The organism is Anaerocolumna sp. MB42-C2 (assembly GCF_030913705.1).
Taxonomy (GTDB): Bacteria; Bacillota; Clostridia; order Lachnospirales; family Lachnospiraceae; genus Anaerocolumna.
In genome coordinates, this window is the sequence record NZ_CP133190.1 from 5,938,859 (window position 1) to 5,960,016 (window position 21,158).

The following is a 21,158-nucleotide window of genomic DNA, read 5'->3' on the forward strand; positions in this document are numbered from 1 at the left end:
GTAAATTTAACTTTAGAATTAATAACTGATTACTAATTCAGCTTTTGTAAAATTAGAATGCAATCTACGGTATGTCTACAAATATGATAAAATAATGTTACGGTTCACAGGCAACAAACGCGACGTGTTTGTTGTGAGTGTAGCGAAGCGAAAGTCACAGAAAACCGGTGAATTGCAGCGCCAAAGCGCTGCTTCCTCGCTTTGTGTGCATCGTGAAGCGTGTTATTGTTCGCGGAACTGCTGTTTTTTGCAGGGGAGTGAACAGTAACAAAATATTGGACATTTTGTCCATGTATTGAAAATAATACTTGACAGGTGGAAGATATTAGTAATATGATATAAGAGACAAAGGTGTTCGTGCAGATTATTATCTTGTAAGAGCACCTTTATTTTGTTAACTCAAAAAGTAAAGTATAGATCGGCAATAAGAATGTTGTATATAAAAAGATTGTTTTTACAGAGAAGCGGTTATGATTTACCCAAAAGATTATGTTGAGAAAAGTGCGAAGATGCATTCCTGAAAAGGGGTGCTTTTTTATTTTGGGAAAGTTCTTGGAACATCACAATGAAAAAACCTTACCGGACGCGAAAGTGTCAGCACGCTGACATTTTGTTCAATAAAATAACAGTACCAATACAAGGAGGATTTTTTATGAAAAAACCAGTTAGCTTTTTACTTACAGTGACATTAGCAGCAAGTTTATTGCTGTCCGGCTGCGGAAAAAGCACAGCACCTGTTAACCAGGACACCCCTGAGGGGACAGCACAAACAGAGAAAACAACAGAAGAAGGAAGTAATATTGATACCGGCTCGTTTTTAAAAATCCAGGAATTAACCAACCCTACAACCGTTGATCCCCAGTGTACGACTGAGTATTATGGGGTAGGTATGAATATTTTTAACCGTCTTGTGGAGGTAAAGGCCAATGAGGACGGAACTTCAGAAATCGTACCGAGCCTGGCAGACAGCTGGGAGATTTCTGAAGACGGATTAACCTATAAATTCAAATTACATGAAGGAGTCAAATATACCAATGGTGCAGATTTAACATCGGATGATGTACTCTATTCATTTACCAGATTGTTAACATACAGCAAATCACAAAATGGCGATATTGTTGATCAGATTAAAGGGGCATCGGAACTGCATGATGGCGCGGCTGATACATTAGAGGGATTTACAGTGATTGATGATTATAATTTCACTGTCACGCTGAAAGAACCCTATGCTGCTTTCCTGGCATGTTTGTCAACACCTGCCTGTTCCATATTAGATAGAGAGACAACCGAAGAAGCAGGAGAAGATTTTGGTCTTGTTCCGGATAAGACTATCGGTACCGGTTATTTCAGTTTCTATTCCTGGACATTTAACAGTGAAATGGTTTTGGTCGCCAATAAAGACTGCTGGGCAGGCGCACCCGGTTGTGACGGTATCGTGATGAAGATAATACCGGACGAAGATACACTGAGGATGATGTTTGAGAATGGGGAACTGGATATTCTGGATTTGGAAAATGCTCCAAGCCAGACAGATTATTTTCTGAAAAGTGATACCTATAAAAACCAGATTGCCTTCGGCAATCGTGTGGGTATTTATTACATAGCAATGAACCAAAGTATAGAACCGCTAAGTGATGTGAAAGTAAGAAAAGCGATTCAGATGGCAATTGACAGGCAGGCAATTCTGGATGCCCTGTTCGGCGGAAGGGGAACTTTGGAGAATGGTATCTTTCCTATTGGATTAATCGGTCATAATAATGATTTGGAATCCATCACCTATGATCCGAAAGCTGCTAAGGCTTTACTGGGTGAAGCAGGTTATGCAGATGGCTTTGACATTGAAATCTCACAATCTTCAGAAGCATCTAATACAACCTCCAGTGTTAATCAGATTATTCAGTCCATGTTAGCCGAGATTGGTATAAAAGCAAAAATTAATGTACTTGATGATGCAACCTACATGGACAAGAGAAATGCGGGAGAACTTGCAATGTATAATACCAATTGGTCTGCGGACTTTAATGATCCGGATAACTTTATCTATACTTTCTTTGGAACTAAAGAGAACACAAAAAGAAGATGCTTAAGTTACCCTGACACTTCTGTAATCGGCCGGGTAGCGGCAGCAAGAGCGATTGTAAATGAAGAAAACAGAATTGCAGAATATCAGTCTTTGGAGAAAAAAATTATTCAGGATGATGCGTCCTGGGTACCAATGTTCTCAGTAAAGCATTTATTTGTAGTTAATCCAAGAGTTAAGAATTTCAAAGTTTCCTGGAATGGCTGGTCAAATAATTATTATCAAAATGTTTCAATTGAAAAATAAAGAAGGATTGCGTAACTACAGTATTCAAAAAACTTAAGAGTTTCGCAAAGGGGCTGTTGCAAAATATAGCAACATCCCCTTTTTTGCAAAAATAAATTTAGGTGAATATTTAATAAATTGCAGGAAAGAAGGAATAAACATTGGCTAAAGAGGTGATGAAGCGAATTATTGTATCGATACCTGTTTTAATAGGAGTTATGTTAATTGTATTCCTGATGTTGAATGTAATACCGGGTGATCCCATCTCGGTTATGATGAAAGAACATGTAAAGCCGGAAGTGGTAGAGAGACTGACGAAAGAAATGGGTTTAAATGATCCCGTGATGGTTCGATTTTTTCGTTATTTGTGGGACGCTTTACATGGAGATTTTGGTATCTCGTACAAACTGAACCGACCGGTCAGTGAATTGATTACAAATGCTTTTCCGTATACCCTGAAACTGGCAGTTTTGGCAGCATTGGTTGCATGGGTGATAGGAATTCCGGCAGGAATTCTTTCGGCTATCAAACAAAACACGGTGATAGACCGATTATTTATGGGAATATCCCTTGCCGGTGTTTCTATGCCCGTATTTTGGGCAGCCTTGTTATTTCAGTATTGTTTTTCTTATAAATTAAAATTGCTTCCGGTATCCGGTGCCGATTCCTGGAAAAGTTATATCTTACCGGCTATTGTATTGGGGTGGAGTGCAGCCGGTACCATTGCCAGGTTAACAAGATCTAATCTGCTTGAAATATTGCAGGAGGACTTTATACGGACCGCAAGGGCAAAAGGAATGAGGGAATCAGGAGTTATTATTTCTCATGCATTTAAAAATGCATTGCTTCCGGTGGTCACCGTAATGGCTATCCAGGTGGCAAGCCTATTATCAGGGGCAGTGATTACGGAAAGTGTCTTTGCTATTCCCGGAATAGGAAGGCTGGCAGTTGATTCCATTTCAAGCAGGGATATGCCGCTGTTACAGGGCACTGTATTATTTACCACGGTATTGATTATCGCAGGTAACCTGATCGCAGATATCCTGTATTCATTAATTGATCCGAGAATCAGAATGGAGGAGTAAAATGGAGCAGAATCATAACAATCAGGAAGCGATATGGGAAAAAATAAAATTATTAATGAATCAAAATAAACTGGCGGTATTTTCAGCTGCAGTAATTATCCTAATTACAGTAATGGCAATATTTGCACCTCTTTTAGCACCATATGACCCGGCTAAACAGGATTTGATAAACCGTTTATCAGGACCAAGTTTGGAACATATCCTGGGAACAGATGATTTTGGAAGAGATATTTTTAGCCGTATGATTTATGGTGCCAGAGTGTCCTTGTCCATTGGGTTATTTCCCACATTGGTTTCTATGGCTATCGGAACTGTATTTGGATTGATGGCCGGATATTTTGGGAAAAAAGTAGATTTTGTAATAATGCGTATCGCGGATGTTGCTTTGGCATTTCCGTCTATTTTACTGGCTATGGTGGTTATGTACACTGTAGGAGCTGGTTTGATTAACATTTATATTGCTTTGGTTATTGTCGGTTGGGCTGGAACAGCTCGTGTTGTGCGGTCACAGACCTTATCTCTGAAGGAGACAGAATATGTGGAGGCAGCTAAGAGCATCGGGGTCAATTCCTTTAAAATCATGTTTCGTCATATCTTGCCAAACTGTATTCCTTCTTTAATTGTTCTGTTTACGTTAAATATACCGGGTTCCATCTTATCCGAATCCAGTTTGAGTTTTTTGGGAATAGGTGCACAGCCGCCCTCTACAAGTTGGGGACTCATGGTGTCTAACGGAAAGCAATATCTTTTCACGGATCCCTGTATAGCAATAGCACCTGGAGCAGCGATTCTTATTATAGCCCTGGCGTTTAATTTTCTGGGTGATGGATTAAGGGATATTTTGGACCCATATATGAAAGAGCAGTAAGGAGGAGGTTATGAATGGAACAGGATATCACTTTACAGATAAATAATTTAAAAACCCAGTTTTTTACTTCAAAAGGTGTTATTCCCGCAGTAGATGAAGTAAATATTACGATTCCGAAAGGGAAAATAGTAGGGCTGGTGGGTGAATCCGGCTGCGGTAAAAGTATGACTGCCATGTCTGTAATGCAGCTTTTACGTAAACCCGGAAAAGTAATGGGCGGCGAGATTCTTTTTCATGGGCAGAATCTGTTGGAATGTTCGAAGCAGGAACTTCTTAGAATCAGAGGCAACCGGATTTCGATGATATTTCAGGAGCCGATGACCTCGCTGAATCCTGTATATACGGTTGGGAGACAGGTAAGAGAAGCGATTATGCTGCATGAGGATATCAGTAAAGAACAAGCCAGAAAAAGGGTAATCGATATATTCAAACAGGTAGGGATTCCGGAACCCGAAAGACGATACGGTGCATACCCGCACCAATTATCAGGCGGGCTTCGGCAGCGTGTTATGATTGGTATGGCGATGATTTGTGAACCGGAACTACTGATTGCAGATGAACCAACCACCGCCTTGGATGTTACAATAGAAGCACAAATACTTAATCTGATGAAAAAATTAAGAGAGGAACATGGTACCTCGATCTTATTAATTACCCATAATATGGGGGTGGTTGCGGAAGTATGTGATTATGTATATGTTATGTATGCAGGAAAGGTAATGGAACAGGCGGAGACCTTTGAGTTATTTAAAAATACCAGACATCCATATACGATAGGTTTATTGCGTTCAATTCCCCAAATTGAAGATAAGAAAGAGCATTTGTATAATATTAAGGGGATGGTACCTAATCTATTAAATTTACCGGATGGCTGCAGCTTCTGTAACCGGTGTGAATACGCTACAAAACGTTGTGAGAAAGATCGCCCGGGAAATTATAGAATCAACGACTTGCATAACACAAGATGTTTTTTATATGAGAAAGGAGGAGATTTTATTGGAGATAAATAGAAAGGTGCTGCTTGAGGCTAAAAATCTGGTTAAAGAATTTCCGGTAATATCCTCTAAGAAAAAGAATACAAGAGTTCATGCCGTATCCGATGTAAACCTGACCATCTATGAGGGCGAAACCCTGGCATTGGTAGGAGAATCGGGATGTGGAAAAAGCACACTGGGAAGACTTTTGTTACGGCTTATTGAACTAACAAGCGGAGAACTGCTGTTAGAAGGAGAAGACCTGACTGCTATGACTGCAAAGGAGTTGATTTCGGTTCGAAAGAAAATGCAGATTATTTTCCAGGATCCCTATGCCTCCCTTAACCCAAGAATGACTGTAGAACAAATTATCGGAGAACCCCTGTTAACACATAAAATATACAGGACGAAAGAAGAAACACACGAAAGAATTATAGAGTTGATTGGTAAGGTCGGTATCCCGAAAGAAGCATTAAAACGTTATCCACATCAATTTTCAGGCGGACAAAGGCAAAGAATCGGAATTGCAAGGGCCATAGCATTGAATCCGAAACTTATTATCTGCGATGAGCCGGTTTCTGCACTTGATGTATCCATACAATCCCAGGTATTGAATTTGTTGCATGACTTGCAGGAAGAGTATCATTTAACTTATTTATTTATATCCCACGATCTGAGTGTGGTACGTCATATAGCCAACCGCGTTTGTGTGATGTTTTTAGGAAAAATCTGTGAAATAGGTGATGCAGATGAAATTTTTATTAGTCCGAAACATCCCTATACCAAATTTTTATTGGAAGCAGTACCACGGCCAAATCCGGAACTTCGTAAGGAAAACAGGCAATTACTGACAGGGGAAATGCCCAGTCCTGTATCACCGCCAAACGGATGTAGATTTCATACCAGATGTCCATATGCAACAGAGCTTTGCGGTAATACGGAACCGGTTATGAGAGGTATGGGTAATATACAGGTTGCTTGCCATTATCCACTTGTTTAGGTTTTGTTCCATGCATTTAAGTAATGTTTGATTGACATTTTACTCTATATATGTTAGCCTGTAAAAGCAACTTTTCCTGTTTCTATATCAAACAGGGCTGTTGCTTTTTTTGTTTATAACATAATCAATTGCAGCTTTTCTTGTTTTGATATTGAACAAGTTTAGCTGTTTGCTTTTTGGGAGGAAAAATGAATAAGAAAATATTTTATACGGAAACCGCATACATTTGCGGTATTATAGCATTAGCCTTGGGAACTGCATTAATGGAGAAAGCAAACTTTGGAATGTCCATGGTTGTTGCGCCAGCTTATATACTTTACCTTAGATTTTCGCAGATTTGGAGTTTTATAACTTTTGGTATGATGGAGTATACGGTTCAAGCCATATTATTAATTATAATGATTACGGTATTGAGAAAATTCAAAACATCCTATTTGTTTTCTTTTGTAACAGCAGTTATTTATGGTATAACATTAGATGGGTGTTTGCTTATGGTAGGAATGATTAAAACAGATATACTGATTTGGAGAATAGCTTTCTTTTCAGCAGGTTTTATTTTGTGTGCTACTGGTGTAACCTTTATGTTTCATACTTATATAGCACCGGAAGTATATGAACTTTTGGTTAAAGAGGTATCAAAACGGTTTAAAATTAATATAAATAAGTTAAAGACTTGTTACGATTGTGTGAGTTGTTTGATTAGTGTTATTATGTCCTTTGTATTTTTTGGACTGTTTCATTTTGAGGGAATAAATATCGGCACAATCATATGTGCACTCATCAATGGTATGACGATTGGTATTATCAGCAGAAGGCTGGAAAAGCATTTTATATTCAGGGACAGGCTTCTCTTAAGAGGATATTTTGAATGAGGAAATTGATATAATTTTTTGGAAAATAATTCTTGTTATTGTGAATTGATAGGATATAATAATTTTAAGATTATTATCAGGAATCTATTAAGGGGAGGGATTAATATATTTAAGAGAGGATTATTGAAAGGAGAAGTAAGAAATGTCGGATAATCAATCTGTTAATTATAAAGTCGATGCATGGGATAAACTGCAGTATCTGTTTAAGGTTAAAAATATCAACGATCATACGCTCCACTTTGCAGCAACACTTTCAGGAAAACTTGATTTAAAACGTTTTAAATATGCGGTTAATCTGTCAGCAGAAGCTTTTCCCTTGATAAAGTGCAGGTTTAGCGAAAATAAAAATCTAATGACTTGGGTAGATGAGGGTTATACGGCCGATGATATGGTACGTTTTTTAGAATCCCGGAATATGGAAGATAGTGCTGCAGAATTTCTCAGTAAAGAGATCGATGCCATCAGAGGTCCCCAGTTAAAAGCTCAAATAATCCGCAGCAGAGATAAAGATAAGCTCTGTATCTCCATGAATCATATGTTATGTGATGCCGCCGGATTTAAAGAATATCTTTATCTGTTATGTAATATTTACAGTAATTCAGATGAGACATGGAATTTGCATAGAAAGTCCATGGGGAATAGAATGTTGAAACAAATCTTCAAAACTTTTTCCATACGTGATAAATTAAAAATACTATTGGGTAAAGATGATATGGTAACAATAGACTCAATACAGTTTGGGTTAGATGGTGATCGTTCCAATCCTTTTATTGAAAAACGGTTTATTCCCAAGGAGCAATTTTATGCTTTAAAGGTATTCGCTAAACAATACGGTGCTACTGTTAATGATTTGATTGTGGCGGCATATTTGCGTGTTCTTTACCAATTATATGGTAGAACGATTGTTTTATCCTGCACGGTGGATCTTAGAAAATATCTGCCGGAACGCAGAGCAGGAGGTATTTGTAATTTGTGCACCAATCTTACCTGTAACATCGGTTCAGAAATCGGCTCAACTTTTGTGCAGACACTTATTAAAGTAAAACAAGTTATGGATAAGGAAAAATCAGATATTACCTGCGTTAAAAGTGTTTATCTGATGGAAAAAGCATTTGATGTACTGCCCGATAAATTAGCAAGAAGTTTACTCGAAAAAAACTTCTCCAATCCTTTTATTGCATTTACCAATATTGGTATATTGGATAAATCTAAGCTTACGTTCGGAAGTGTTAAAGTTACGGATGCTTATATGACGGGATCAATCAAATACAGTCCATATTTTCAATTAGCGATATCGACATTTGATGATGTGGCAGCACTTAGTGTTAATTTGTATGGAACACAGGCAGACAGAAATAAAATATCACTTTTTTTGGATAAACTTGTAACGGAGTTACATAATGCAGTAAAATGAATAGTAATGATATGGCTTAAAAGCGTATTAGTATTCACAACTTAATTACAATTATTGAAATACTGGAAGAAGAAGTTCTTGTGAAAAATAATCATGATGTTAATGAGATAACTGAGAAAATCATATCATATGTGTAATGAATATACATTTAGAAAATTAATACTTTAAAGTCTTCAAAGGAGTTGTTAAATAATTTAAGTTTTCAAACCGGATTTTAGAATCAGGTTGGTAAAACTTAGATTTTGTAACAACTCCTTTTCTTAATTTAGGTATAAAATTAAAATGTTATAAAAGATACGATCCAATTTGATTGACTATTTTGATTGACTATTTTTACCAAAGGTTTATAATATAATTAATAAATGTTTCCACAACAAATTGATTTGCAAAAAAGGGGAAAACTATTATGATAATTCTGATTTTACTAGTTTGTTCCTGCCTGTGCGGCTATGTCCTTTTCTCTAAAACTCTGCTTAAAAATCCGGAAGACCAAACGAAAATACATAATAATGTATCAATTATTATACCCGCCAGAAATGAAGAAGATAATTTACCGTTTCTTTTAGAATCGTTAAAATCACAGTCGATAGAACCATATGAAATTATTGTGGTTGATGATATGTCCTCAGATAAGACTTATGAGATTGCAGTTAGTTTCGGGGTAAAAGTAATTAAAAATACGGAATTACCCGACCAGTGGACAGGAAAGTCATGGGCACTTTGGAATGGTGTAAAAGAATCCTCCGGTGATATATTAGTATTTCTCGATACCGATGTTAGACTGGAACCAAAAGCACTGGAGACTTTATTATTTACCAGAGAATTATCAGGCGGGGCAATATCAGTTGTACCCTATCACAAAACGCAAAAATTTTATGAGAGATTATCACTGATTCCCTATCTCCTGGGTGTATTGGCGTTTACTTCACCTTTTGAACGATACAGTAAAAAGAAAGGTTTATATGGTTCCTGTATTGTTATGACCAGAGAGGATTATAGTAAAATTGAGGGCCATGACAGTGTGAAGTCAGAAGTATTAGATGATCTCAATCTGGGTAAAAAATTAACCGGTGCGGGTGTACCGGTCCATAATTTTATCGGATATCACAACGTATCATTTCGAATGTATTCCGGTGGTATTCAGAGTGAGTTACAAGGTTTTGGCAAAGGTGCTGTCCTTAGTACCGCCAATCTTCGGCCCCTCACAATCATGTGGATTGCTTTCTGGTTTATGGGATTATTGGCAGTTGAATTTGTTACACCGGTTTTAATGATTCTGGGAAGTATTTATACCACACCGTTTTTATTAGGATATATTCTTTTAACCCTGCAGGTTTTTTATTTTCTGAAATACAGCGGAGAGTACGGAAAATTAGTTCCTGTATTGCATTTATTATCAACTATATTTTTCATAGTCATCATTTTGTATTCTTATTATCAGGTGGCAATCATTGGAAGCGTAACATGGAAAGGAAGGCAGGTTAAGGTTGGGAGAAAATAATCTGATACTATTGTTATTTATTCTGATGGAGTATCTTTGCGGCTCGCTTATGTTTTCCTATTGGCTGGGGCTGGCGGTAAAAAAAGATTTAAAGACTATAGGTGACGGTAATCCGGGTGCTTTTAATTTATGGAATGCAGCCGGTTATAAACTTGGCTTATTGGGAGTGTTGTTAGACTTTATGAAAGGTTATCTTCCGTTGGTATTTCTCTATGAATCAGGAGTTTTATATGGTTACTGGCTTGTGCCGGTAGCCCTTGCACCGATAGTTGGTCATGTTTTTCCGGCTTTTACCAGATTTAAGGGCGGAAAAGCCATTGCAGTAACGTTTGGTGTTTGGAGTGCAATATCCGGATTTAAAGTTTCTTTTCTATTAGCTGTTATATTAGCATTTATTCAATTAATGGTAAGATTACTGAATAAAGGGAAAACAATTTCTTCCGATGAAGACGGAGTGCTGGTAGTATGTGGTATGATAATATTAGGGATCTGTCTGAAAGTAACCGGACTGCCGGTTTATTATATTGGAATCTGGTTCGGAAACCAGATTATATTTCTATATGCTAACAGAGGAAAGTTGTACCGTTTCTGGAAAGAAAAAAATTTTTTAAAAATAGATGGACTTTTAAAACATTAATCCGTATGAAAATATGGGGTGAAATTACTCGGACGACAAATAATATAATTCGCCCGTATAATTTTACCCCATATCCAATATTACCGTCAGGAAAGCTTTGCATTTTTTATTTTCATTTCCTGAGGAATGGAAGAGACCCAGTTTACCCTTAAGATTAATATTGTTGTAATCAAGGCAGCCATATAATTAGAGAAGAGATTGCCCCAGAAAACAGAATAAAAGCCCAGAAAATGCTCAGTCGCCAGTATAAACACATACCGCAGCAGCCATACACGAAGGATACTGATCACCAAAGTAACCTTGGTTCGCCCGAGGCCTATGAAAGCACCCAACTGAACCATACAGATACCAAAACCGACAACGGAATAGGTATAGATATGTAAAGCTTTATTCGCTATTTCCAGTACATCTTTTGAACGGGTAAATAAAACTGTAATTCTGGAAGACAGCGGTACAATAATAGCGATTAAAATTATAGCTGTAATTGCACTGATAACGCACCCGACCAGACAGGATTTTTTAGCTTTTTTACTTTGCCCGGCTCCGATATTCATACTCACCATGGTGGTGACGGAAGAACCGAAAGAGGAGGGTAAAATAAAGCAGACAGAGGTTATATTATTGGCTATTCCCTGCCCGTTTAAGACAATTGCGCCGTATTTCTCTACTTCGTTGTTAATGAGCAGAAAGCCGAGATTTAACATAATACTGGAAAGCATGGAGGGGAGACCGATATGAATAAGATCACGGATAATTGACCGGTCAAAATGAAAACCGGTTAATATAAGTCTGTCACCGCTTTTTTTAACAAATAATTCATAATACATCCAGGAGGTTATTAATATATTGGAAGCCAAAGAAGCTAATACGGAACCTACGATGCCCCAACGAAAGACAGCAATAAAAAGAACATTAAAGATTACTTTTAATATTAACATAATTACCATTCTAATAAAAGTATCTTCCGGTTTGCCGCTGGCATTTTTAATTGAGTTATAAATGGATTCCATGAATGAAAAGGGAAGAACACAGGCACTTAGAGAAAGATATAGGAACACATCTTTGGATATTTCCACAGTTACATGTCCTGAAGCAATAAAAGCAGATGCGATAAGGACCGGTGCTAAGAGAAATCCTAATATAAATGAAAAAACAATTAACTGAGTTGATATGCGCCGACCGGCTTCAAAGTCTCCTTTTCCGTTGGATTGACCGATAATAGCCATTCCTGCTACACTTAACCCCTGAGCTAATGCAGCAGCCATATTAACGATAGGAGCACAGTAGGTAACGGCACTTGCTGCGACAGTACCGACGATATTATTTAAGAATAGACCATCTATAACCGGTATGACGGATTGTATTACGCCCATCATAAGAGCTGGTACGGAAAGAAGCATTATGGTCGTAGAGACTCGGCCATTTAAAATCAGATCACGTCTTTGTTCAATATTTTGCTTTAAGAAACTCATAATTTTACCTGCCATATTGTTAAAATGGTAACAATATCCATACAAGGAAGTGTTACGAAAGACGATTATACTCTCATTAGATTTTAGAGTCAAGTATAGATTCAAGATTATAGATATATTGGTTAATGTTCAGACTATGGTACTGAATGGTGTTATTATTTCACTAAAGAGGGAAGTACACCTCTGTCCTGTAAAGGGGAATGCCCTATTATTTTAGTATATGCCCGGTAAAAAGAAGAATAATCACCGAAACCCGATTCGTTTGCCGCCTCCGATGCAGTGTGTCCGTTAATTAACAGCTGTTGTGCATAAATAATCCTTTTGTGCAGCAGATAATCACCTACCGTTGTTCCGGTGGCTTTTCGGAATACTTTGTTTAGATGATGTTTACTGATATAAAAATCCTCCGAAATCTGATCCAGCGTTATGGAATCGGTCAGGTGCTGGTTCAGATAAGCAATTATTTTTGATATGGTATTAGGGCTGCTTCCGGTATTCGAATCAGTTTGTATGGAGTGACTCATAACAGTCACCTGTGATAACAGTGCTTCCATGTAAATGGGAAGCAGATTTTTTTGTAATTCCGGCTCTAATTTGGAACATTCAATCAAGGATTCAAAAAAAGAATAAATCCGGTAATGCTCAGGGTTTTGATAATATATTTGTTTTTCTGAATGTTTTTCCATGGCAGGATATGCGGATAGCAGTAAATGCCTCCGTTCCATTGACAGGATATCGGGGAAAAAATGCAGAGCAAACCGCAGGTAAGGGTTGGTGGAATTTACTCTCACACCATGAAATACATTGGGGGTTAATAAGAGGATACTGTGGGGAGAGAGATGATATTGCCTTCCCTCTACCAGATAATCAACATCTCCATTAATAAAATAATATAATTCATAGTAATTATGGCAATGCAGAAAATAGTCCTTGCTGGATTCTTTACTTTCCGAATAACTAAACATAACCCTGTCTGTTTTTATTTCTGCTAAAATCCCCATAACTTTGTCCGCCTTTAATTTTTTATAAAACACGCGAGTCATATATCAGTATAGTTTAGTATCGCTATATTTGCAATATGATTGTTCTTATTTGCAATGGTATTTTTACAGAATTATTTCTACAATAAAAGCATAATAAAACGTAAGGAAGGTTGATTCTATTGAAACTGGGAGCACAACTATATACTGTAAGGAATTATATTCAGAATGAAAAGGATTTTTATTTTACCGTAACAAAGATTGCTGAAATGGGATATACAACAGTTCAGATTTCCGGTATCGGCAAAGAAATCTCACCCACTAAAATAAGAGAGATCTGCGACAGCCTGTCTTTGGAGATTGTACTGACCCACAGTGATGTTAACCGGATTCTGTATGATACGGAGAATTTAATCAGGGAACATGATATCATGGGCTGCAAATATATCGGACTGGGAGCCATGCCGGAAAAATACCGCACACCATTCTGGGTGTCCCATTTTGCAGAGGATTTTAAGGAACCCGCTAAAAAAATAGCCGCGGCAGGAAAGTTATTTATGTATCATAATCATCACTTTGAATTTGAAAAGATGAATGGAAAATATGCCATTGATTATCTGCTGGAAGCTTTCACACCGGAGGAGATGGGGATTACGATGGATACCTATTGGGTTCAGGCCGCCGGTGGTGATGTATGTCAATGGATTGAAGTTCTAAAGGACCGGTTATCCTGTGTACATCTAAAAGATATGGCAGTAGTAAATGGGACACCTGTAATGGCACCTGTTATGGAGGGAAATCTGAATTTTAGCGCAATTATAGATAAGCTGAAGCAGACGAACTGTGAATATCTGCTGGTTGAGCAGGATATCTGCCAGGGCAGCCCGTTTGATTGCTTAAAATTAAGTTATGATAACTTGAGAAACTTAGGTTATCGATAATAGAAGGAGAAATTACATGAATAAAGTAAAAGTAGGAATTATCGGAATCGGCAATATGGGGAGTGGTCATTGTAATACCCTGATTAGCAATCAGGTTCCGGAAATGGAACTGACTGCGGTTGCAGATCTGAAAGAATTAAGAAGAAACTGGGCAAAAGAAAATCTGCCTGAATCAGTGACGATATTTGAGAACGGCGATGAATTAATAGAGGCTAAGATATGTGATGCCGTTATTGTTGCAACACCTCATTATGATCATCCAAGACTGGTTATGAAAACGTTGGAATATGGACAACATGCATTAAGCGAGAAACCGGCCGGAGTATATACCAAACAGGTTCGCCTGATGAATGAAGCAGCTGAAAAATCCAATCTGGTATTTGCTATGATGTTTAATCAAAGAACCAATCATGTTTACCGCAAAATGTATGAACTCGTTCATGGAGGCAGTCTGGGTGCCATAAAACGGGTTAATTGGATTATAACAGACTGGTATCGAACACAGGCCTATTATGACTCCGGAGATTGGAGAGCAACCTGGGAGGGGGAAGGCGGCGGAGTTTTGCTTAACCAATGCCCTCATAATCTGGATCTGCTGCAGTGGATTTGTGGTATGCCAAATAAAGTACAGGCTTTCTGTCATATCGGCAAATGGCACGATATTGAAGTGGAAGACGATGTGACTGCTTATCTGGAGTATCCGGGGGGAGCAACAGGGGTTTTTGTAACCACAACCGGTGATGCACCGGGCACAAACCGTTTTGAAATAACCTTGGAAAAGGGTAAGCTGGTATGTGAAGAAGATAAATTAACTTTATATGAATTAGAAATCAATGAAAGAGAATATTGCTATTCTGCTACGGAAGGATTTAAGAAACCGGAAGGACATTATGTCACTCTAGAAACTGACGGTAAAAATCCTCAGCACGCAGGTGTTCTAAATGCTTTTGCAGGAAAAATACTGCATGGTACCCCGCTGATAGCAGAGGGGATAGAGGGAATTAACGGATTAACTTTATCAAATGCCATGCATTTATCCAGCTGGCTTAATATACCGGTAGAAATTCCATTTAATGAAGAATTATTCTTAAGTGAGTTAAATAAACGCCGTGCTAATTCCAAACTTAAAAAAAATGTAAAAGAAACAGTTTTTAATACGGAAAGCAGTTATGGTTCAGAGAAAAAGCAATAAAAGAATCCGGCGGCGGACAGGAATAATAGAAAGGTATATGCATTAACACATTTTCTTGCTGTTGTGTTATGCGATGGGTGTTGAAATGAAAATTGCAATTGTAGGATGCGGCGGTATTGCCAAAGTGCATGCCGAATGTATTCATCAGTTAGAAAATCTTGATATGATTGCTTATGCAGATATCAAGACAGAAAGAGCAAGGAACTTTGCAGATCAATATGGCGGGAAGGTTTACAACACCTTGGAAGAGATGCTTGAGAAAGAAAAAATTGACGCACTGCATATATGTACCCCCCATTATCTGCATGTTCCAATGGCGGTTTATGCCTTAGAGAGAGGAATTCATGTATTTATGGAAAAACCTCCGGTAATCTCTGCAAGTCAATTCAATGAATTACAGGCGGTTAAAAGTGATAAAAGATTAGGTATCTGCTTTCAAAACCGGTATAACCCAAGTATTATTCAGGTAAAAAAGATGATATCCTCCGGTGAAACCGGTAAGATCAATGGAGTCAGAGGTATTGTAAACTGGAGCCGCTCTAAAGAGTATTACACGGAAAGCGGATGGAGGGGAAATCTTGCTACGGAGGGCGGTGGAGTCCTCATCAATCAATCTATACATACTTTGGATTTGTTAGCTTATCTGCTTGGGACCCCTGTATCAGTTGATGCTACTATGACGAATCATCATTTAAAAGGAGTGATTGAAGTAGAAGATATGATGGAAGCTTATATTCGCTTTGAGGGTGATAAGATAGCCTGCTTTTACGCTACCACGGCATATTGTGCAGATGTACCTCCGCTAATCGAATTATCCTGCGAGAATATGACCATACGTATCGAGGATCTGGATGTGACCTGTTATTATAAAGACGGTGAAAGTAAAAAATTACAAATCGAACATAAAACCAAACTCGGCAAGAGTTATTGGGGTGCCGGTCATATGGATTGTATTACTGATTATTATGATAGTATTGAAAAAAACCGCCCATTTTCACTGGACTTAAATCATTTAAATGATACCATCTTGCTTCTGCTCAGAACCTATGAATCCGCAAGAACCGGTAAAGAAATTTCCATAAGATAATATCGGAACAAGAACGGTTCACAGTTATATGAAGTGGCTGTCTTACAAATGAATTCTTATTGAAAAACATATGTAAATAGAAAACAACAGATAAAAACAAAGATAAAATAGAAAAACAAGTAAAATAAAAAAAAATATATGATAAGTTACAGAGAAATATAACAAATTTCATAAAAGATTAGGGTGTCAAAAGGTCTCTCAACCTGTATTTTATGAATATCGGTGTATTTACATTCATTTTTGCGTCGACCGGCCGAGGACACTGCTTATATTTTGTCAAGACTCTGGCCAAAAATCAAGCTAGATGGCTTAATTTTTGAGACGTTAGAGGCTTGTAAAAAATATAGTGTTTGAGGGAAAGGCAGCAGAATTGAATATATATACGCTGGTATTCATTCAAAAAGCAAAATTGACCTTTTGACACTCGAATCCTTAAAAGCAAAACATAAAAGGCTTGATTAAGTTTGGTTAATATATTGCCAAATGATTACGGAAAAGAGGTACTATGTTAAAAAATACAATAATAACCGGATTTGCTGATGAAATCCATACCGAGATTAAGGTGCAGGTTAAGCTGCTGCAGGAATTAGGAATAAAATTCATTGAATTCCGCAGTGCTAATGGAAAAAATGTGGCAGATTATTCTTTGGAAGAAATAAAGGAACTTAAGAAATATCTTTGGGAAAATGACATTCATATCTCAGCAATTGGCTCACCGATTGGCAAAATCAAAATTACGGATGAGTTTGAACCTCATTTTGAGGTATATAAAAAGGTTGTTGAAATTGCCAAATTGTTTGAAACACCTTATATCCGGATGTTCAGTTTTTATATTCCGAAAGGGGAATATCCGGAAACATATCACAACGAAGTTTTTGACCGGACAAAACGTATGATTGATTATGCCAAGAAACATAACGTAATTTTACTTCATGAAAATGAAAAAGATATTTATGGAGATATTGCACCAAGGTGTTTTAATCTTTTCAAAGAATTTTACTGTGATAATTTTAAATGTACCTTTGATTTCGCAAACTTTGTACAGTGCGGACAGGATACAATTAAAGCATATGAACAATTAAAACCATATATAGAATATATCCATATAAAAGATGCGGTTTCTGATACAGGAGAAGTAGTCCCTGCAGGAGAAGGGGACGGCAATGTACTGGAGATTCTAAAGGAACTGGATAAAAGCGGGTATAGAGGATTTTTAAGCTTAGAACCCCATCTGGCTGAATTTGCGGCACTAAAGTCTCTGGAAAAGAATTCGAAACAGCGTACACTTACAGATGGCGAAGCTGCCTATCAAATTGCTTATAGGGCACTTGAGAAGATCTTATTATAAAATAATTCAGCATAAAAGAATGATGTCTAAACATAGTGGAAATTAAGGTCTTCACATACATTCAGATTAAAAACATATTCATTAACTTAATCGGGGTATAAGCGGAATATGAACAAGATAGAAGCTGAAAGCATATGTTAGTATAGATGATATTGGCGGGAGGTTTTTCATTGACATCTTATACCCTTACTGCAAAGGAACATGCGATTAAAAAAGATATGTATTATAAAGGGCATTTAATTATGACTTATACTATTAAATACCCACAATTTGTCTCGGATAAATTTAAGTTATTCCTTACTAAATTGAATTTGTTTTATAAAGCAGAAGCTTCCATGTATCGAAGAACCCAGGTTATGAAACTATATCAGATGGCTATGGATGATTATGAAAATTCCATAGCAAATGATTTTCCTGTTCATGAGTACGAAGTATATGTAGAATATAATGTTACCTATAACAATAATTGTACTTTAAGCTTATATTTTGACAGGTATGAATATACCGGCGGAGCACATGGGATGACCTATCGCAGTTCAGATACTTGGAATCTGCAAAAAGGTATCCGCTTGGAGTTATCGGATTTCTTCCCGGATATGGAGAATTATACGGTTTCGATACAAAAGGATATCCTTGGAAAGATAGAAGATGAACAGAAAAAAGATAACACGATGTTCTTTACGGATTATGCTGACCTGGTAAAAGAGAATTTTAATACAAAAAATTTTTATTTATCGAATGAGGGGGTAGTCATATATTTTCAGCTATATGAGATAGCGCCTTATGCAAGCGGAATCCAGACTTTTACGATTCCATATTCAAGTGAAAAAGCAGTGGAACCGAGCTGCTGTACTTGATATAAAAATAATTGTTTATGATTTTCTCAAACCGATAGGAACATTAGATCTTGTTGATTTGTATCCCAGGAGCAGATTATTTCTGTCTAACCAATAAAAACCTGTCATTTATTCAAAGTTATAGCAAAGAGTAAATGACAGGTTTTTCTTAGATTGGATATTTATCTAAATTCATCATTTTCAATATGATACAGATACCGCTCTAATTCTTCCTGGGATTGAAAGTCCTTAGCATTACGGAGTAACTCAGCTTTATGGGCATCATCCATGTTATCATAATAATGCCTTGCACCTAAATCTTCATTTATTAAATTACCCAAAGCAGGGGGGAAGTCCGTCAAGCCTGTAGTTACACCGCCTGGAAAAGCGCTTAAACCATTGGGAAATGCATTAATACCGTTGGGATTATCCATAATTACCTCCATTCCTGTGCACATTCTGTGTATTTCTGAAAATTGCGCCGAGGATCATATTTGTTTTTAAAGTAATTGAAACTTTTTCATAAGTAAAAAGAAAACATTACAACAAATAATAGCCGTAATAATATTTTTTACGAAAGGGTTAAAAAATATGCTAGAAAATATTACATATAAAGCAATCAATCTGTTGTATTCAGGCTGCAGTTACGTTATAATAATGAAGATAAAATTATTAATATAAAATTTGATTCGATAAATTATGGATTTTATGGGTAATTTATTGTAACAAATTATTTCAATATGGAGTTTTAATGCGTATTCAAGGAGGAAGCCTATGGAAAAGTACAAAATCATGGTAAAAGGTATCGTTCAATATGAGGATAAATACTTACTGGTTGAAAAATGGTATGATGATAGAATTGTTGATCCTTATCAGTGGGAATTTATTGACGGAAAATTAGAATTTGGCGAAAATCCTGAAAAAGGTGTGCTAAGATTAATATTTGAAACTACAGGTTTATCTGTGTATGTTAACCGTATCCTTTACACCTGGTCTTTTATGGTTGGGGATGTATGTAATATAGGAATCAGCTTTTTATGTATGAGTACCAGAGACGAAGTAGTTCTGCCGGAAGAACTTAATAGTTATAAATGGGTTACCAAGGAAGAAATTGGTAACTATATCAGTAATGAGGCCGTTATGGCAGATATTGAAAAAGCAGAATTATAATTTCATAAATAAATTTTACGACGTTCGGCTTGCCGAACGTCATTGTGTGTAATCATTGATAGAAAGGAGCATTATTATGTCAATACTAATTAAAAATGGATATCTGTTGGATCCGGCAACCAAAACGGAAGGAGTATCTGATCTGCTTATAGAAGATGGCTTTATCAAAGAAATTAGTCCAAATATTAATACGGAAGCTGAGCAGGTAATTGATGCGAAAGGGCATTATGTCATGCCTGGTTTTATAGATCTCCATGTACATTTAAGGGAACCCGGGTTTGAATATAAAGAAACGATTGCAACAGGCTCAAGGGCAGCTGCCAGAGGCGGTTATACTACCATATGCCCCATGCCTAATACCAGACCTGTCATTGACAGTAAACAAATGGTTGAAGTCCTTGTTAAGAAAGCAGAAGAAGATGCAGTAGTTCATGTTCTTCCCATCGGCGCTGTTACGAAAGATCAGGTTGGGGCAGAAATTTCCGATATTAAAGGAATGGTTACTGCCGGAGCAGCTGCTATCAGTGAGGATGGTAAATCTGTTATGAATACTGCTTTATACCAAAGAGCAATGATAGAAGCAAAAAAAGCAGGTATTCCCGTATTCGCTCACTGTGAAGATAAAGATCTGGTTGGCAAAGGCGTATTGAATGAGAGTAAAAAATCCCAGGAACTTGGTATGCCGGGAATAAGTAATGCTGTAGAAGATGTAATAGCTGCAAGGGATATTCTGTTAGCGAAAAATACCGGAGTAAAACTTCATCTTTGTCATTGCTCTACCAGGGATAGCGTTACTTTTATAGACATGGCGAAAAAAAGCGGATTACCTGTTACCGGTGAAGTGTGTCCGCATCACTTTGCCATGGCGGATGAGGAGATAACAGGCGATGATGCTAATTATAAAATGAACCCTCCCCTAAGAAGCAGGGAAGATATTCAGGCGTTAAAAGATGGTTTGAAGAGCAATATTATGGATGTAATAGCAACGGATCATGCTCCCCATAGTGCTGAAGAAAAAGCAAAATCCATTCAGGAGGCACCCTTTGGGATTGTGGGATTAGAAACTGCATTTGCACTTACTATGACTGAATTGGTAGAACAAGGTTATTTAACCCCGATGCAGATGGTGGAGAAGATGAGCTTAAACCCGGCTAAGGTATTAGGGATTGATAAAGGTATCCTTGCAGTTGGAAAAGCAGCAGATATTGTCATTGCAGATCCCAAGGAAAAATATAGAATTGATGTAAATGAATTTGCTTCTAAGGGTAAGAATACCCCCTTTCACGGAAAAGAAGTTGTGGGCAGGATAAAGGTTACTATCGTTGATGGTAATATTGTATTTAAAGATAAATAAGATTGCCGCTAAAGCAGCACATGGAGGTAGGTTGAAAAGAAAAGCGTTTTCAACCGGCAAAAAGCACAGAAGTGCTTTTTACGAAGAATTTAATTGCCGCTAAAGCGGCATATGGAGGTAAT

At 37.2% G+C, this 21,158-nt stretch carries 19 protein-coding genes; 16 read left to right on the forward strand and 3 right to left on the reverse strand.

Annotation, left to right across the window (positions count from 1 at the left end; genetic code table 11):
- Window positions 1-652 precede the first annotated feature (652 nt).
- The 9 genes from RBU59_RS26270 (at window position 653) to RBU59_RS26310 (ending at window position 10,656) form a co-directional block, all read left to right on the forward strand.
- Window positions 653-2,326, forward strand: coding sequence for an ABC transporter substrate-binding protein (locus RBU59_RS26270; protein WP_308145426.1), 1,674 nt, complete (start codon window positions 653-655; stop codon window positions 2,324-2,326).
- A gap of 140 nt (window positions 2,327-2,466) precedes the next feature.
- Window positions 2,467-3,390, forward strand: a complete 924-nt coding sequence (locus tag RBU59_RS26275) for an ABC transporter permease (protein WP_308145427.1) — start codon at window positions 2,467-2,469, stop codon at window positions 3,388-3,390.
- Window position 3,391: 1 nt separating this feature from the next.
- On the forward strand, window positions 3,392-4,258 hold the full coding sequence (locus RBU59_RS26280) for an ABC transporter permease (RefSeq protein WP_308145428.1): 867 nt from the start codon (window positions 3,392-3,394) through the stop codon (window positions 4,256-4,258).
- A gap of 14 nt (window positions 4,259-4,272) precedes the next feature.
- Window positions 4,273-5,268 carry an ABC transporter ATP-binding protein gene (locus RBU59_RS26285; protein ID WP_308145429.1) on the forward strand — a complete coding sequence of 332 codons (996 nt, stop codon included), beginning with the start codon at window positions 4,273-4,275 and terminating at the stop codon, window positions 5,266-5,268.
- The gene (locus RBU59_RS26290) at window positions 5,255-6,232 is read left to right on the forward strand and encodes a dipeptide ABC transporter ATP-binding protein (protein ID WP_330698419.1); all 978 of its coding nucleotides are present in this window, start codon (window positions 5,255-5,257) and stop codon (window positions 6,230-6,232) included. The genes RBU59_RS26285 and RBU59_RS26290 overlap by 14 nt, the downstream gene beginning before the upstream one ends.
- 188 nt (window positions 6,233-6,420) lie before the next feature.
- Window positions 6,421-7,104 carry a DUF6198 family protein gene (locus RBU59_RS26295; protein ID WP_308145430.1) on the forward strand — a complete coding sequence of 228 codons (684 nt, stop codon included), beginning with the start codon at window positions 6,421-6,423 and terminating at the stop codon, window positions 7,102-7,104.
- A 142-nt stretch (window positions 7,105-7,246) separates the two neighbouring features.
- Window positions 7,247-8,518 (forward strand): hypothetical protein, encoded by a 1,272-nt coding sequence (locus RBU59_RS26300; RefSeq protein WP_308145431.1) that lies wholly within the window; start codon window positions 7,247-7,249, stop codon window positions 8,516-8,518.
- A gap of 406 nt (window positions 8,519-8,924) precedes the next feature.
- A complete protein-coding gene (locus RBU59_RS26305) occupies window positions 8,925-10,019 on the forward strand; it encodes a glycosyltransferase (protein ID WP_308145432.1) in 1,095 nt (364 codons plus the stop codon).
- Window positions 10,006-10,656, forward strand: coding sequence for a glycerol-3-phosphate acyltransferase (locus RBU59_RS26310; RefSeq protein WP_308145433.1), 651 nt, complete (start codon window positions 10,006-10,008; stop codon window positions 10,654-10,656). The genes RBU59_RS26305 and RBU59_RS26310 overlap by 14 nt, the downstream gene beginning before the upstream one ends.
- 86 nt (window positions 10,657-10,742) lie before the next feature.
- Here the strand turns inward: RBU59_RS26310 and RBU59_RS26315 are convergent, their stop codons facing one another.
- Window positions 10,743-12,128, reverse strand: coding sequence for an MATE family efflux transporter (locus tag RBU59_RS26315; RefSeq protein ID WP_308145434.1), 1,386 nt, complete (start codon window positions 12,126-12,128; stop codon window positions 10,743-10,745).
- 155 nt (window positions 12,129-12,283) lie between these two features.
- Window positions 12,284-13,129: an AraC family transcriptional regulator gene (locus RBU59_RS26320; protein ID WP_308145435.1), complete on the reverse strand. Its 846-nt coding sequence runs from the start codon at window positions 13,127-13,129 to the stop codon at window positions 12,284-12,286.
- A gap of 161 nt (window positions 13,130-13,290) precedes the next feature.
- On the opposite strand from RBU59_RS26320, the gene RBU59_RS26325 reads away from it, so the two are divergent.
- From RBU59_RS26325 to RBU59_RS26345, 5 genes are all read left to right on the forward strand, one after another.
- Window positions 13,291-14,049, forward strand: coding sequence for a sugar phosphate isomerase/epimerase family protein (locus tag RBU59_RS26325; RefSeq protein WP_308145436.1), 759 nt, complete (start codon window positions 13,291-13,293; stop codon window positions 14,047-14,049).
- A gap of 16 nt (window positions 14,050-14,065) precedes the next feature.
- On the forward strand, window positions 14,066-15,241 hold the full coding sequence (locus RBU59_RS26330; protein WP_308145437.1) for a Gfo/Idh/MocA family protein: 1,176 nt from the start codon (window positions 14,066-14,068) through the stop codon (window positions 15,239-15,241).
- 85 nt (window positions 15,242-15,326) lie between these two features.
- Window positions 15,327-16,328 carry a Gfo/Idh/MocA family protein gene (locus tag RBU59_RS26335; RefSeq protein ID WP_308145438.1) on the forward strand — a complete coding sequence of 334 codons (1,002 nt, stop codon included), beginning with the start codon at window positions 15,327-15,329 and terminating at the stop codon, window positions 16,326-16,328.
- Window positions 16,329-16,833: 505 nt separating this feature from the next.
- Complete coding sequence (locus tag RBU59_RS26340; protein WP_308145439.1) at window positions 16,834-17,676, forward strand: sugar phosphate isomerase/epimerase family protein; 843 nt, start codon at window positions 16,834-16,836, stop codon at window positions 17,674-17,676.
- 170 nt (window positions 17,677-17,846) lie between these two features.
- On the forward strand, window positions 17,847-18,533 hold the full coding sequence (locus RBU59_RS26345; RefSeq protein ID WP_308145440.1) for a DUF3298 and DUF4163 domain-containing protein: 687 nt from the start codon (window positions 17,847-17,849) through the stop codon (window positions 18,531-18,533).
- 161 nt (window positions 18,534-18,694) lie between these two features.
- Here the strand turns inward: RBU59_RS26345 and RBU59_RS26350 are convergent, their stop codons facing one another.
- Entirely contained in the window at window positions 18,695-18,946 is a 252-nt protein-coding gene (locus RBU59_RS26350; protein WP_308145441.1) for a hypothetical protein, read from the reverse strand.
- Window positions 18,947-19,286: 340 nt separating this feature from the next.
- On the opposite strand from RBU59_RS26350, the gene RBU59_RS26355 reads away from it, so the two are divergent.
- Window positions 19,287-19,682, forward strand: coding sequence for an NUDIX domain-containing protein (locus tag RBU59_RS26355; protein ID WP_308145442.1), 396 nt, complete (start codon window positions 19,287-19,289; stop codon window positions 19,680-19,682).
- Window positions 19,683-19,758: 76 nt separating this feature from the next.
- Entirely contained in the window at window positions 19,759-21,036 is a 1,278-nt protein-coding gene (locus tag RBU59_RS26360) for a dihydroorotase (RefSeq protein WP_308145443.1), read from the forward strand.
- Window positions 21,037-21,158 lie beyond the last annotated feature (122 nt).

Excerpts from the sequence above, each read along its gene's own strand:
- RBU59_RS26330 (WP_308145437.1), top strand. The coding sequence starts at position 14,066 with ATGAATAAAGTAAAAGTAGGAATTATCGGAATCGGCAATATGGGGAGT.
- RBU59_RS26320 (WP_308145435.1), bottom strand. The coding sequence starts at position 13,129 with ATGGGGATTTTAGCAGAAATAAAAACAGACAGGGTTATGTTTAGTTAT.
- RBU59_RS26335 (WP_308145438.1), top strand. The coding sequence starts at position 15,327 with ATGAAAATTGCAATTGTAGGATGCGGCGGTATTGCCAAAGTGCATGCC.
- RBU59_RS26270 (WP_308145426.1), top strand. The coding sequence starts at position 653 with ATGAAAAAACCAGTTAGCTTTTTACTTACAGTGACATTAGCAGCAAGT.
- RBU59_RS26285 (WP_308145429.1), top strand. The coding sequence starts at position 4,273 with ATGGAACAGGATATCACTTTACAGATAAATAATTTAAAAACCCAGTTT.
- RBU59_RS26280 (WP_308145428.1), top strand. The coding sequence starts at position 3,392 with ATGGAGCAGAATCATAACAATCAGGAAGCGATATGGGAAAAAATAAAA.
- RBU59_RS26360 (WP_308145443.1), top strand. The coding sequence starts at position 19,759 with ATGTCAATACTAATTAAAAATGGATATCTGTTGGATCCGGCAACCAAA.
- RBU59_RS26295 (WP_308145430.1), top strand. The coding sequence starts at position 6,421 with ATGAATAAGAAAATATTTTATACGGAAACCGCATACATTTGCGGTATT.
- RBU59_RS26300 (WP_308145431.1), top strand. The coding sequence starts at position 7,247 with ATGTCGGATAATCAATCTGTTAATTATAAAGTCGATGCATGGGATAAA.
- RBU59_RS26340 (WP_308145439.1), top strand. The coding sequence starts at position 16,834 with ATGTTAAAAAATACAATAATAACCGGATTTGCTGATGAAATCCATACC.
- RBU59_RS26305 (WP_308145432.1), top strand. The coding sequence starts at position 8,925 with ATGATAATTCTGATTTTACTAGTTTGTTCCTGCCTGTGCGGCTATGTC.
- RBU59_RS26315 (WP_308145434.1), bottom strand. The coding sequence starts at position 12,128 with ATGAGTTTCTTAAAGCAAAATATTGAACAAAGACGTGATCTGATTTTA.
- RBU59_RS26355 (WP_308145442.1), top strand. The coding sequence starts at position 19,287 with ATGGAAAAGTACAAAATCATGGTAAAAGGTATCGTTCAATATGAGGAT.
- RBU59_RS26350 (WP_308145441.1), bottom strand. The coding sequence starts at position 18,946 with ATGGATAATCCCAACGGTATTAATGCATTTCCCAATGGTTTAAGCGCT.